Source organism: Brevibacillus agri (genome assembly GCF_004117055.1).
Taxonomy (GTDB): Bacteria; Bacillota; Bacilli; order Brevibacillales; family Brevibacillaceae; genus Brevibacillus; species Brevibacillus agri.
Genome location: NZ_CP026363.1, coordinates 2,193,256 through 2,206,086, shown reverse-complemented (window position 1 = coordinate 2,206,086; position 12,831 = coordinate 2,193,256). Strand labels below are relative to the sequence as shown.

At 40.6% G+C, this 12,831-nt stretch carries 18 protein-coding genes and 2 tRNA genes; 3 read left to right on the top strand and 17 right to left on the bottom strand.

Annotation, left to right across the window (positions count from 1 at the left end):
* Nucleotides 1-80: 80 nt before the first annotated feature.
* The 16 genes from BA6348_RS11035 to BA6348_RS10965 all read right to left on the bottom strand — a co-directional run bounded on the left by BA6348_RS11035 (nucleotide 81) and on the right by BA6348_RS10965 (nucleotide 10,411).
* A complete protein-coding gene (locus BA6348_RS11035) occupies nucleotides 81-1,547 on the bottom strand; it encodes a TOTE conflict system archaeo-eukaryotic primase domain-containing protein (RefSeq protein WP_122953035.1) in 1,467 nt (488 codons plus the stop codon).
* Between the two features lie 46 nt (nucleotides 1,548-1,593).
* Nucleotides 1,594-1,785, bottom strand: coding sequence for a hypothetical protein (locus BA6348_RS11030; protein ID WP_122953036.1), 192 nt, complete (start codon nucleotides 1,783-1,785; stop codon nucleotides 1,594-1,596).
* A 64-nt stretch (nucleotides 1,786-1,849) separates the two neighbouring features.
* Nucleotides 1,850-2,665, bottom strand: coding sequence for a hypothetical protein (locus tag BA6348_RS11025; RefSeq protein WP_122953037.1), 816 nt, complete (start codon nucleotides 2,663-2,665; stop codon nucleotides 1,850-1,852).
* 117 nt (nucleotides 2,666-2,782) lie between these two features.
* Nucleotides 2,783-2,965: a helix-turn-helix domain-containing protein gene (locus BA6348_RS11020; RefSeq protein ID WP_122953038.1), complete on the bottom strand. Its 183-nt coding sequence runs from the start codon at nucleotides 2,963-2,965 to the stop codon at nucleotides 2,783-2,785.
* Between the two features lie 79 nt (nucleotides 2,966-3,044).
* On the bottom strand, nucleotides 3,045-3,935 hold the full coding sequence (locus BA6348_RS11015; RefSeq protein WP_122953039.1) for an SU10 major capsid protein: 891 nt from the start codon (nucleotides 3,933-3,935) through the stop codon (nucleotides 3,045-3,047).
* Nucleotides 3,936-3,994: 59 nt separating this feature from the next.
* Nucleotides 3,995-4,417, bottom strand: a complete 423-nt coding sequence (locus BA6348_RS11010; RefSeq protein ID WP_122953040.1) for a hypothetical protein — start codon at nucleotides 4,415-4,417, stop codon at nucleotides 3,995-3,997.
* 12 nt (nucleotides 4,418-4,429) lie between these two features.
* Nucleotides 4,430-4,642 carry a BhlA/UviB family holin-like peptide gene (locus tag BA6348_RS11005; RefSeq protein ID WP_122953041.1) on the bottom strand — a complete coding sequence of 71 codons (213 nt, stop codon included), beginning with the start codon at nucleotides 4,640-4,642 and terminating at the stop codon, nucleotides 4,430-4,432.
* Nucleotides 4,643-6,149: 1,507 nt separating this feature from the next.
* On the bottom strand, nucleotides 6,150-6,434 hold the full coding sequence (locus tag BA6348_RS11000; RefSeq protein WP_129552190.1) for a hypothetical protein: 285 nt from the start codon (nucleotides 6,432-6,434) through the stop codon (nucleotides 6,150-6,152).
* Between the two features lie 513 nt (nucleotides 6,435-6,947).
* Entirely contained in the window at nucleotides 6,948-7,217 is a 270-nt protein-coding gene (locus BA6348_RS10995) for a hypothetical protein (protein ID WP_122953042.1), read from the bottom strand.
* Between the two features lie 13 nt (nucleotides 7,218-7,230).
* On the bottom strand, nucleotides 7,231-7,422 hold the full coding sequence (locus BA6348_RS10990) for a hypothetical protein (protein WP_122953043.1): 192 nt from the start codon (nucleotides 7,420-7,422) through the stop codon (nucleotides 7,231-7,233).
* Nucleotides 7,423-7,645: 223 nt separating this feature from the next.
* Entirely contained in the window at nucleotides 7,646-8,566 is a 921-nt protein-coding gene (locus BA6348_RS10985) for a tyrosine-type recombinase/integrase (protein ID WP_122953045.1), read from the bottom strand.
* Nucleotides 8,567-8,697: 131 nt separating this feature from the next.
* A tRNA-Val gene (locus tag BA6348_RS10980) sits at nucleotides 8,698-8,773 on the bottom strand.
* A gap of 44 nt (nucleotides 8,774-8,817) precedes the next feature.
* Nucleotides 8,818-8,894 (bottom strand) — tRNA-Ile (locus BA6348_RS10975).
* Nucleotides 8,895-9,046: 152 nt separating this feature from the next.
* The gene (locus BA6348_RS10970; RefSeq protein ID WP_129552189.1) at nucleotides 9,047-9,451 is read right to left on the bottom strand and encodes a hypothetical protein; all 405 of its coding nucleotides are present in this window, start codon (nucleotides 9,449-9,451) and stop codon (nucleotides 9,047-9,049) included.
* A gap of 210 nt (nucleotides 9,452-9,661) precedes the next feature.
* Nucleotides 9,662-9,802: a hypothetical protein gene (locus BA6348_RS26655; protein WP_155808619.1), complete on the bottom strand. Its 141-nt coding sequence runs from the start codon at nucleotides 9,800-9,802 to the stop codon at nucleotides 9,662-9,664.
* 18 nt (nucleotides 9,803-9,820) lie between these two features.
* Complete coding sequence (locus BA6348_RS10965; protein WP_005828254.1) at nucleotides 9,821-10,411, bottom strand: phosphatidylglycerophosphatase A family protein; 591 nt, start codon at nucleotides 10,409-10,411, stop codon at nucleotides 9,821-9,823.
* Nucleotides 10,412-10,657: 246 nt separating this feature from the next.
* Between BA6348_RS10965 and BA6348_RS10960 the strand changes: the two genes are divergently transcribed.
* Nucleotides 10,658-11,362, top strand: coding sequence for an alpha/beta hydrolase (locus BA6348_RS10960; RefSeq protein WP_005828252.1), 705 nt, complete (start codon nucleotides 10,658-10,660; stop codon nucleotides 11,360-11,362).
* Nucleotides 11,363-11,364: 2 nt separating this feature from the next.
* On the opposite strand, the gene BA6348_RS26650 is transcribed toward BA6348_RS10960, so the two are convergent.
* Nucleotides 11,365-11,523: a hypothetical protein gene (locus BA6348_RS26650; protein ID WP_005828250.1), complete on the bottom strand. Its 159-nt coding sequence runs from the start codon at nucleotides 11,521-11,523 to the stop codon at nucleotides 11,365-11,367.
* 149 nt (nucleotides 11,524-11,672) lie between these two features.
* Between BA6348_RS26650 and BA6348_RS10955 the strand changes: the two genes are divergently transcribed.
* Both BA6348_RS10955 and BA6348_RS10950 read left to right on the top strand, forming a co-directional pair.
* Nucleotides 11,673-12,182: a YjcG family protein gene (locus BA6348_RS10955; protein WP_005828248.1), complete on the top strand. Its 510-nt coding sequence runs from the start codon at nucleotides 11,673-11,675 to the stop codon at nucleotides 12,180-12,182.
* An 81-nt stretch (nucleotides 12,183-12,263) separates the two neighbouring features.
* The gene (locus tag BA6348_RS10950) at nucleotides 12,264-12,716 is read left to right on the top strand and encodes a GNAT family N-acetyltransferase (RefSeq protein WP_025846609.1); all 453 of its coding nucleotides are present in this window, start codon (nucleotides 12,264-12,266) and stop codon (nucleotides 12,714-12,716) included.
* The last annotated feature ends 115 nt before the right edge of the window (nucleotides 12,717-12,831 follow it).

Genomic DNA, 12,831 nt, shown 5'->3' with positions numbered 1-12,831 from the left:
AATCTTTTTGGGGAGGATTTTTGCTTTCAGGGAATGAGCATACAATTAGTTGAACATGTCATAAATTCCAACTAATAATTTTAACCAACTAAACTTTCATATTGTCGTCTAGGTAATATCTTCTTCAATTCCTTATCAGTGAAATAGAATTTCAGACAATCAGAAAAATCATTTTGCTTATTTGGTATATAATTCTCAAAATCCAAACTTGGATTGTCATTACGTTCGGCAGAATTCTGCCACACGATGTTCATTCGATATAAATTTGGCAACTTTTTCTGTAATCCTTTTCCTTTTTGTTTCCTGTTACGTTCAACTACTTCAATGACTCCAAGTTCAATTAGTTTATTTACTTGTCGCTGTACCGCTTGGTCATACAATCCAGTAACCTTCTCAATATCCTTAAACGTCATATAAAAAACGCCTTGTGCATTAGCAAAGCGTTTAGAGTGTATCAACATAGCGTATGCAATTAGCTTCTGATTCTTCTCTGGACAATGTTCGATTATCCATTTGATTTCAGTGTAGGTTACAGTTAAATCTTTAACATTGGCTGTCAAATTGTAATTTTTCTCATACATATTTTTTACTGTGCGGTCAATTTCTTTGTAACACTCTTCCAGCTTGGTTGTATATGTATCTGGATTCTGCAATTCCATCCATTTATACAATTCTACAATCGTTTGTTCCTGCTCAAGTCCCATGTACTTAAAATACAATCCGACTAGGAATATTGAATTGTTACGGCTTCCTTGTATCTGTAATCCATTGTGTAACAAGTTAATTGCCCGATCAATCGAATAATCTTCATTTGGTTCATAACTTGGTAATGGTTTATGTTGTGCAAGTGCATCCTCTGTCTGGATTATGGTTTTCTTCTTGATTTTTTCGCCACTTTCACCAATGATATCAATGATTGTTTCAGATTTCATTTTTTCAATGGATAATAGGTATTCTTGGCTTTCTTGTGCATCCATTACCCTTAAACCATCTTCAATCAAACAGAATCCGCAAAAGTTACCTGTTCTTTGGTGTATGCCAAGCGGTATTTTAACGCCTAATTTATCCGTTACCCGAAATTCTACTTTATTTGCTTCGTCAAAGTATTGTTCTATATCTGATTGAGATATGGCGTATTGGAAAAACTTCTCGGCGTAATCGACTCGGATTAAATCCTCAAAGAATAAATCAATATGATAGCCCTTGTTACCGCTATAACTTATGTAGTGTTTAATTCCTAATCCATTTAGTGTATTGGCGACATTGTATGTAATCCATTTTGCCATTTGTTTATCTTGAAAATCTACATCAAACGTCATAAACTTACTGAAAAACTTTGCAAAAGTTCCAATTGTATATTCACCTTCAAGATGTTTTTCAAATTGCCAATCTTGAAGCGGTTTTACCTTTTTACCTTTACTGTTAATGTGTCCTGCTGTATATTGCCGATATCCAATTGGCTCTTTATATTGGATTAGATAATGCTTCCGTTGAATAAAATATAAGTCATTCAGTTTGTTAATGATTATTTTTTGGTCAATTGTCAATGTCTCATCTCCCTTGGTCTTAAACGAAAGAATGTAGCCACGTTGACTACGCTTGTTTTTGTTGCTCTCTCATTGCCTTATAATCCCTTAACCCTTGAGACAATTCTTCCGTCTGTTCAAATAGCCAAAAATGTTGACCATCCTTTGGGCTGATTGCCTGTGTAATAAATGGAATACCTTTAATGTGTTTTAAATAGCTTGCAACTGAACCGTTATAGCAGAAGAAAAATGATTTCATTGTTGAATCCCCCTGTTTAATAAATGAAGGGATGCACCATTGGTACACCCCATTAAGATAGCTTTTATAAAATTATCTTCTCAGTAAATGACACATGATCTTGTGATGTCAAAGCAAATGAAAATATCTTATCCATGTCATACGTCTTTTTACCAACGATATCTTCACCTTTGCGCTTATATGCTCTAACATGTTGAAATTCATCTGTAGGCAAAGATATGTCGAAATCAAAAAAACCTTGCAGCTCGGCAAGGTTAATGTTGGTTTGAAGCTTTCCATTTCCATTGATTCTAATTTTCCCATGCAGATTATACGCATAGATGACTTTATACATCTCATCCATAGTATGACGATTAAGTACGTCAATTAATTCTTCAAAACCTAGTTCTCTCAGATAATGATTATGTATGTAATTGAATCGTTTACTATAATGGCCTTTAAAAGCAACATCCACCGCAAGTAATATTGCTTTACCACGGTCTGATTGTGGAAGCGGTATGTCATAGTAAGACCAAATTTGAAGTAATGTTGAACCAGCATATTTATTACCATAATGTCCACGATGATTCTTTTTAATGTTATTTATGTTTGCTGATTGCGGATTAAAGTAGTCGCTTGCGCTCATCATCGTTAAATGATTATCCCAACATTTATGCTTAACCAATGCCATATCTACGCCTATTGGCTCTTTACAATTGGTTAAATTGATGCCAAACATATCGTGAAAATCATAAAACCAATTGATATTGTATCCTTTGATAGCTTTAAGCAGGGAACATCCTAGCAAGGTATCAATATCGTCACCTAGGACGGTATCAAACTTCCCAAACTCTTGATCAGCACACCAAATTGGATACTTCTGTTTTAATTCTTGTTTCATATGCGACTATGCCGATTAAACATAGACGCTTCCTACTAATATTATTGCTGTGCTTCCTCCCTAGACATTCAGCATAGGGAGAAAGCGTTATGTTGTGTCGTGCATATTACACCTCCATTAATCTGATTTGTATATCTCAATAAATTGTTTGTATTTGTCTAATTTATTTTTTGAAATCTCACATGTGTTACATTCCCAACGGCTTAATAAACTGATTGAGCAGCCAATATATTTGGCAATCTGAATCAATCGGATGCGTTTCTGTTTACGTTTGAGCATCCATTGTTCTCTTTCTGTCATGTTAATCATTTCCTCCCAAAAATGATTTGAAAAGAGGATAGAGCGATTAAGCCCTATCCCCATCTATGTATCTATGAAATTATGCTTTAAGTGTGTAAACGGCAACTGCTTTCTTAGAAGCAACTTTCAATGTTCCTTCAGCCACAACATGACCACGAACTGAATCGCCAACTTTGGCGAGTGGCTCGAATCGAGCATCACGAAGGAATGCAAGAGAAAGGTAATTAGGATCAAATACAGTCAACCTGTCAGCAGAAGCATGACGAGAAAGAATCAGATTTAGATTTCCGTAATTTGTTCGGATTGTGTCAACGACAAGACCAAATACATTTTGCTGAGCAATGTAGTTGTATTTATCTTTGTATAGTGCATCAATCTGTTCTTTCATGTCAGCATTGACCAATCCAAAGTATTCTCCAGTTGGCAGACCTTGATCCCAAAGCTTTTTAACCGTTGCTTTTACCTCATCTTCTGTAATCTGACCGCTTGTTGCACCAGTAATCATATTTGCAGGATCAGCCCAACCTTCAAGACCTTGCATCTTACGGATGAAAGGAGCAGTAGAACCGTCATTTTTTACACCTTTAGTTACCGCTTTTTCAAGGTTGACCTTTAACTCTGTAAGGCGATCCGCAACCTCAGCGGAGAAAATATTCCCTTGTCCCTGTACGTTAATGGCATTGCTTGTCCCGCTGATGCTAACACCCTTTTGGAAAATCTCAAGTACGTTAGACAATTCAGCACGACCACTTTGATAGAATGTTACACTCTCGTTGCCCTCTGGAACAGAAATGTCTTGGGTGTCATCGAGAACACGTTCACGCCAAGTGTGGACGGTTCCGTTAGCTTTTTCAGTACGTCCTTTTTCCAGCAACAGAGATACAAGAGGAGTATCCTGTACACCGATTTTTGTGATTTCCTTGGAAAGAGAAATAGATTCAGTTGTAGTTAGATTGTTAGATTTGAACATGAAAAATCATCTCCTTAAAATATTTTTAATAAAATGAAAAGTAGCCATACATTAGTTGACTACTTGAACAAACTCGCCAATTTGGATTCGATCATTCCAACGACATTTCCACTCTTTTCATGTTGACTGTATCTATCGGAAACTTTATGACCATTATCAGGTTTGTAACTATTATCAATCTTCATACCGTTAATTATTTCTTTTAGCTTCTTAACCTTCGCAGTAAGTTCATCAGTATCTTTGACTTGAAAGAAATCGGCAAATGCTTCAAGGCCTTCTGACTTAAGCGTTAATTGAATTTCCTTTTGCCACAACTCGGCTTGTTTTTGTTCTAATGCCTTTTCAGCATCAGATTTCTCGGCTGGCTTATACTTTGCCAATTCAGTTTGAATCGGATTCAATACTTCTGACTCCCATTTGGATTTTTCTTGTTCTAGTAATTCATTTACCTGCTCTTGTGTAAAAGTTTGATTCTCTTCCATTCAAACATCTCCTTATGGTTTCGTTAATGCAGTTACTTGTTTTTCTAAACCTTCAATTGCCTGAACAATTCTGTCCTGTGCCTGGTTTTGCTTGTCAATTTGTTCAAGCAACCTAATTTCCCTTTCTTTCGATTCTTTACGACTATCTAAGAAAAGCCAGACGAATAATACTGCAAAGATGCCTTGTGATACTATCATCTCAATTGGTAAGCCATTAGCATCCAATTAAATCACCTCCTTTCAATGTTAAAAAATTTTAATAAAAAAAAGAAAGATCGGGGATGACCTTTCTCTTCTTAAAAGGGGAGAGTATTAGATATATTGAAAACTGAAATTGGAAGGGAGTAGCCCTTCATTCATCGTCTACACTTGGTAGGCAATCAATGAAATTTACTCCATAGATATTACCTATTCTGATAAATACCATTCTAAATGATTAGATATATTTTTGTTTATTATAGACGATTAACTCAGTAGCAAAAAGTCCAGTAATATCAAGGCATTAAAAAAATAAGGTATGTTCGTTTTCGCTAGTTCCCTTATAGGCGATTATCTCTATGTTAAATTATCCTTATAAATCAATACATTGAGCATTATGGACATGTTTATTTTGTCTAGTTCCCTTATAGACGATTATTTCCATGTAGCAAATAGACAGGAAAAACCTTGAAAATAAAGGATATTTGAATCATGTTATAAAAATTATTTGTGTTCGTTTTCGTCATTTTAATTTTGTTTTTTATCCATAATAGAAAAATCAATATGGAATGCTGAAACCCATGTGGCTGTAGGAGAGAAGGCACTACTAAAAACTTCTAGCGTCTATATTTTTGCTTATTTTCATGCCATACGCGTCTTTTTATTTCTTTTTCGTTTTTCTTCCAGCATTCACGGCACATCTTATGGTTTTTTCCAGTAGATTAGATTGCATTACTTCCCTTAGAGACCATCCGTTTTTAACGGTATAGCTAAAGAAACCTTAATTTATCAATGTTTTTTGTATATGTATTTTTTAATTTATATTATCAAAAGGTTAAAAAATCCTTATGTATCAAGGGTTTGCAAAGTTTTTTAAAAGTGTCCACAAATTTATTTTTTCCTATATTCTCGCTGCTTTTCTGTTTTGTATTTCCTTCGATGATCTTTCCAACAATCACGACACATCTTATGATTTTTCCCAGTATTACCTATTCTGATAAATACCAAAAAACGACTTCACATTTAATTTTTTTCCTGTATTACCTATTCTGATAAATACCATTCTAATTGGTAAAGTTTTCACCTCTTCCCTTAAAGACGATTATCTACAATTTGAAATAAGTGCTACAAATGTTGATATATCAATGATTGTTGAAAAATACCGTGTTTTCAGTATGTTCGTTCGGTCGTTATTTTTATTTTATATCCATAATAGAAAATTGAGTAACAAGCGCTGAATCCCTTATGTATTAAGGGTTACAGCGATTTTAAAAGTGTCCACAGGATTGTTTTTTTCGATATTCTCTTTGTTTCTCAGTTTTATATTTTCTGCGATATTCATTCCAACATTCGCGACACATTTTATGATTCTTGCCAGTGGGCTTTATTCTTTTAGAGCAAACTTTGAATATTGTTTCTATGTTTCCCTTAGAGACCATCCTGTTTTAAATGGTCTTTTGCACAAGTGTTGATTTATCAACGTTTTTCAGGTATGTTGTATTTTTATTTATTAAACTAGTTGCTCGAAAATCCATTATGTATCAAGGGTTTGCAAGGTTTTTTCTAAACTTCTAGTATTTTTATATTTACTCTTATTTTTATGCCAACTTTTCCTCTTTAATTGCCTTTCTTTTTCCCTCCAACAAACATTACAATATTTCTTTCTATTTGAAACAGCTTCAATTCTTTCACCGCAACCATCACACTGTATATTCTTTTCACCATATTTTCTTTGAAGATTTCTCTTTAGATTCTCAACTAGAATATCACCAAAACTTGACCATAATGTTGTTTTGTAATTGCTTTTTTTTGTATTCATATAAATATTTAACTAGCACATCAACTAATTTATAAATATCAGGTTCGATATTTATGTGTTGGAAGTAATAATACCTGTTGTACCCCATTTCGTACAAACAAAAATAATAAATAATGTATTAATAGTGATTTCGTACAAACGCTCTCAGACCGTCTATATCGCCGTTTAAGGCGTTTTATATTTAGGTTAGATAAAATATACCTACTTTATATAAAAATTGCTGTATCGGGCTTATAGAGCGTCTGGTGACGTGTTTAACATCAATTCTATTTCAAAATTTCACACAGTAATTAATAAATTTTTGACATGTCGTGTTGGGCGGGTATGGTTAGAGTGGGCAAGGGGAAAGGGGAAAAATTTATTATCCTGACAATGAAAAAGAAGCGGATTGACCGCTCCTTTGAATGTGCTATTCTGCTTGTCTATATACTTGATTCATTGCTTTAGCGTACCGTTCAAACTCATCCGTCATCAACCATTCTTCATACATCTGGATTTCTTTTTCTTGATCCATTACGCAGCTACCTCCTGAATCAATTGATAACCAGCCGAATCAATTTCCCCATCTTCATCATAATCAATGACGTACTTGCAAAGCCCTTCTTCAACTTTGATAATCCCGTCAATTGGATTATCACCCAAACATACTGCATCTTTCAGATCATCAATGGACGCAAGATAATGTTCATATTGTTTTGCTTCCTCTTCGTCAATTGTTACAAACCAATCTTCAAGCGATGGGCAATAGCAAATGTACGCTTTTTTGGTTTCAGTTTTTTGCATGGTGAATCCTCCCTTAGTTTTGATGATTCAGGATTTCATTTCGTTTTTGGCGCAATGCTTCAATTTCTTGCATGATTGCTTGGCGGCGTTCAGTTGTCGTGGCTTTCTCGGAAAACTCTTTCGCCAAAGAAATATGACGTAAAGTAATGGACTGTAATTCCTCATGTAAAGTGTCATCACGCCAAAGGCGTAATGCTAAGGACATTATTTCACCCCCTTTGGCTTTAGGGCTGTGAAATACAGGATATGGAGTGTGTTTAAGTCGGGTTTGACAGGTACACGATGATTGGCGTATTTAATGTGTAGTCCTTGGCTATCTTCATGCAATACACGTTGATAAAACCGTCCAGCCATTAGCACTTTGATCTTTTTTCCGATCAGCGACTGTATATCAGATTTTTGGAGTGGAGTCATTGCTTGCCCACCCCTTATATCTCTAAGGAGTTTAAAGGATTAAATTTTTCATTTTGAGAAGCCAAAGCAACACCCCAAATTGCCAAATACCTTTGAGTCATAGCAATATTCGAATGCCTAAGCATTTTTTGCAATGTGAAAACATCACAACCGTTCATCAACATCCGATGGGCAAACGTGTGTCTAAAGGTATGAGCTGATAAGCGGCAATCAGGGAAATTCATGATTTCCTTCAACCGTTTAAAAACACATTTAACTGCATTGTCCGTAAGTTTTTTACCTTCTACATCAGTAAAAACATATTGAGGAACTTCACCAAACGTCTGCTCACAATATACCCTGTACTCACACAGTTCTTTGATTAACTTTTCCGTAATCGGAATGGAACTTTGTTGACGTTTCTTTCCAAAGACAATGATAGTACCATTTTTCAAATCGACTTCATTCCACGACAGATTAACCATTTCACCTAACCTAACACCTGTCCCAAGGAGGAACACAATCATTGTATAGTCCCTATAAGCAAAGAATGATTTTTCACGCTGCTTCAATCGTCTGTAATAACCTAGCATTTGTTGAATATGCCGATCCTGAAACACTTCAATCTTAATGTCCTCTTTACCATAGCCGATTTTTTTGGCTGGATTTTGTTTCTGCGTAATGACTTCGATTTCTTCAAGATAGTTGAAGAATATCTTGAGGACATGCAACTTACTGTTTCTGGTTGTAACATTGTTGTTTCGTTCCTTTTGGCAATACATAAGATAATTCTTAACTGTGTTCGGAGTTACATCACTTACATCAACAATTTCCTGTTTGCCACAATAATCCTGAAATTCATTGAGGGCTGACATGTACGATTCAATTGTTTTAGGGGACAGATTTTTAAATTCCCTATCGTCCTTAAAATCTTTGATGGCAAACTTTAATAACACGAAAAAGCACACTCCCTTCCAGTTTTCTGATACTGAAAGAAAGTGTGCTTCCTATTTGAAAGCGTGTTTGTATGCGACCACTTATTTTTCAAAGTGTTAAAAAGTCGCTCAAACCCTTGATATATCTGTTATGGTGATCCGGACTGGGTTCGAACCAGCGACCCCCACCCTGTCAAGATGGTGCTCTCCCAACTGAGCTACCGGATCATGGGATATGTATGTGATCTTAAACATCTTATGTACTCGCTTAATGGTGGGCCCTGTAGGACTCGAACCTACGACCAATCGGTTATGAGCCGACCGCTCTGACCAACTGAGCTAAGGGCCCGAATCGCACCGGACGTCGATCACATTTATTACTATACAGCATCCTGAAATGGATTTCAAGAGGAAATGAATAATTTCTTGTAATTTTTTTCACTCTTACCAAAAGCACATGAAAAACCGCGTAAAATCAGCCTTTCAGCGTGCTCTTCTCCCCTAAAAATCAAGCTTGTACACACTCCTTCGCATAAAAATCGCCGAGAACGAAAAAGTTTTTACGAAAGATATTTCCGCCCCTATTGTCTCTTCGCTGATGATGGTGGTTAGGGGTTCGGTTTTCAGGTTAAGGTTTCGATTAAGTTTTTCATTGAGGTTTTTTGTTAAAGCTTTTGTTGAGGCCTTTGTTGAAGCCTTTGCTGAAGCCCTTGTCGAAACATTCATCGAAACTCCCACAACTCCTATCAGCAATGCACCAGAAAGAACAGGAACAAGTCCGAGTAAACGACGGATGAACGAATGAACAGTTAAACAGGCGAACAGACGAATAGAGCGCCGGATGACCACTCCCCGCCCCATCCACCCCAAAACAAAAAGCCATCCCCCCGCCGCTACTCTCCCCACACTCCCGGCCCCGCTCACTCAAACGGCGGGCGCCCCGAACATGGGAACAGCACCAACGAAAAAATGGCTCTCGCTCATCCATTGCAAACACCTTTTCCCCTGCGAAACGGAAAAGCCTCACAGGCGAAAATCCTAAGAGAAGAAAACCCTAACAAGAGAAAACCTTAACAGACAAAAAACTGCAATGAAAAAAACGCAAAAAACCTGTCATCAAAAATCCTGCAGAGCAAAAAACCCGCCAAAACCGCCACACCCAAACCACAAAGATAGATAGGTAACAATCCAGGCAAGTAAGTCTGGATGCAAGCCTGCAAGCCTGTAAACCTCCAAACCGCAGTTCAGCAGTTCCACAACTCCACAGCTCCCCTGCTACCCGGCCTGCTCCGTCCCTTCACCTTTATCCTCCACGCGCAGCTCGGCTTTCAGCGCTTCCGCCTCGGAGCGGGCCAGCTCGGCTTCCTGTTCATCGCGCATGCGGTGGGCCATTCGGCTGGAAGCGTTTGCCGCCACGCTTGCGATCAGGTCGTCGAGGAATGTGTGTACGCGGCCCTCGGCGGACTTGGTGTCCAGTCTTTTGATGACGCCGACTTTATGTTTGTCCAGATGTCCAAAGGTTGTGACGGCGATGCTGCCGTATCCGAAGACCGATCCCAAAGCCAACGTCTCGTCGCACCCAAACAGGCCTTCGTCTGTTGCGATGATCGACTGGAGCGGCTCGGACAAAAGGCCCTTTTCCGCCAACGTATCCAACTCAACGCCAACTAAGATGGCGTGCTGCATTTCCCTTTTTTCCAAGACGGCTTTCACACTCTCGATGCACGGCTCCATGGTCAGGCCGGGATGGTACGGAGACTGCATGAGATAGACGATCTCCGCGATGTCCTCCACCGTGACGCCACGTTCTGCCAGGCGATTGAGAGCAGCGTTTCTGACTTCGATGCTGTGTACTTGCTTCTTCATATAAGAGACAACCCCTTCCACAAATCGAGTGAAGTCGTTTCCTACCATAGTATCACACGGTGACAAAATTGCGACAATCTTTCGCCCAAAGAACATGCGGACAACCTTGCCGTCCGCTTGTCGAAAAGCTCTTTGCCCACGAACCAACTCTCGTCATGGTTCTCGCAGCACACGAAAGCATTGGGCAGCCCATGCGCTCTCCTGTATAATAATTTTTGCGTAAACATCCATAAGGAGGACTTCGCTGTGGCCCTTGAGGAAATCGTCTTGGACAGCCGGCATTTGGGAACGCCGGAAAAACTGATTGTCTACACCCCCAAACGCTATTCGCCGCTCTACTCCTACCCGGTCCTCTACGTGCAGGATGGCGACGATTATTTGGCCATGGGCCGAATGGCGACCTTGCTGGATCGGATGATCGAGGACAAAGAGCTGCCCGATCTCATTGCCGTTTTTCTTCCCGTCGAAAAAACAAAGCGTTTTGACCGCTACCATCCGGACGGCAAGGAGCATCTGGCTTACACCCGCTTTCTGGCTGATGAAGTCGTCAGCTTCGTGGATTCCCGTTACTCTACGCACCCACTCGGCAACGGGCGGACCTTGCTTGGGGAATCGCTCGGTGGCGTCGTTTCCCTGTTTACGGCGCTGGCTTATCCGCATACGTTTGGACAGGTGGCCTGCCAGTCGGGGGCCATGGACGAACGGCTGAACCGCCGTGTCGCGGAAGCTGAGCTGACGGTGCCGCAGACGTTTTATCTGGAAATCGGGACGGAAGAAACCGCTGTGAACTCTTCGCGCGGCGTCCTGAACCTGTATGCGGCCAATGAGGAGCTGCGAGCCATTTTGCAGACGAAAAAGGCCACCCTCTTCTACGAAACGTTCGAGGGTGACCATACGTGGGGCCACTGGCAGCAAAACCTCCCCCGTATGCTGCGTACGCTTTACGGGTAAACTTACCGTGGCTGTTCTTCCTGCGGGCCTTCATCCTTTAAGGGCGAAACGAGTGCTTCTTCGAACTCTCCTTTGCGAATCGCCGACAAAATGGTGAAGGTCAGCACTGACAACAGGAGCAGGACGAGAAAAATGAATGTTATCATCATGGCCGTGTACATGCAGTGCGGCACCTCCTTGCACTACACAGTGTGTCCCGACGCGGCCGGAATATACGGTTCGACGCATAACATTACACAAATGAAGAATTTTCTGTTAAAATAGTTTCTTGTAGAGCATGCATGATAGATAGCAAGGAGGAGTGGTTCTCATGATGTATAGTATCGTAATCTTTCCATCCAGCAAGGTGCAAGAAGTGGCCAACTCTTACCGGAAGCGTTATGACCCTGCATACGCATTGGTACCTCCATATATCCGTTTGAAAGAAGCCTTTGACCTTGAAGAAGCCAAGCTGCCAGAGCTGGTGAGCCATCTGGAGCAGGTTGCCTCCTCTACTGAAAGCTTTACTGCTCATTTCCATCGGGTTTCTACTTTCCATCCGACGACGAACGTCATTTATTTGGCTGTGCAAAACAAAGAGCCATTCCACGCCCTGCACGAAAAGATCGTGAACCAGTGTGTGTCGGAAAAAGAAACCTACGCGTACGTACCGCATCTGACCATCGGGCGCGACCTGTCCGACGATGAACTGCGTGATGTAACCGGACAATTGAGCATGGCCAAAATCGACCTGACGAGCGAAATTGACCGCTTCCACCTGATTTACCAACTGGAAGACGGCATCTGGAGCGTTTACCAGACCTTCCTCTTGAAAAAATAAAGCAAGATTGGCGCCCTCCCCGTGAGCTTGGCTTGCAGGGAGGGATCTTTTTACCGCAAAACAGAAAAGGACGTGTCCTCTATGAAGCAGCAATCTTATGTGATCCAAAAAGTAAACTCGGACCAGGAAATGCAGGATGCCCTCGCTGTGCGAAAAGCGGTGTTCATTGATGAGCAGGAGGTTCCCGCCGACCTGGAGATTGACGAGCATGACCAGCCAGGAAGCGGCACCGTTCATTTCGTCGCGTACAACGAGCAGCAACCAGTCGGGGCAAGCCGCTTGCGGCCGTATGCGCCCGGCGTGGGAAAAATCGAGCGCGTGGCGGTACTAAAAGACGAGCGCGGCACCGGACTGGGGCGCCAGATCATGATCGTCATGGAAGAAGCCGCCAAAGAGCTCGGCTTTGACAGCCTCAAGCTGAACGCCCAGACGCACGCGCAACGTTTCTATGAAAAGCTCGGCTACGAGCCGCACGGCGACGTTTTCGATGAAGCCGGCATCGAGCATATCGCGATGGTCAAAGCGTTGCGCTAACCGATTTCATCGCCAGACTGCAAAACTTGTTCGTCTCGCCCTCCACCCTCCTTCACAATGGGAGCGGAGGGTTTGTTTGTATTTTTGGCTGGCGCGTCGCCTTTCGTCTTGACAT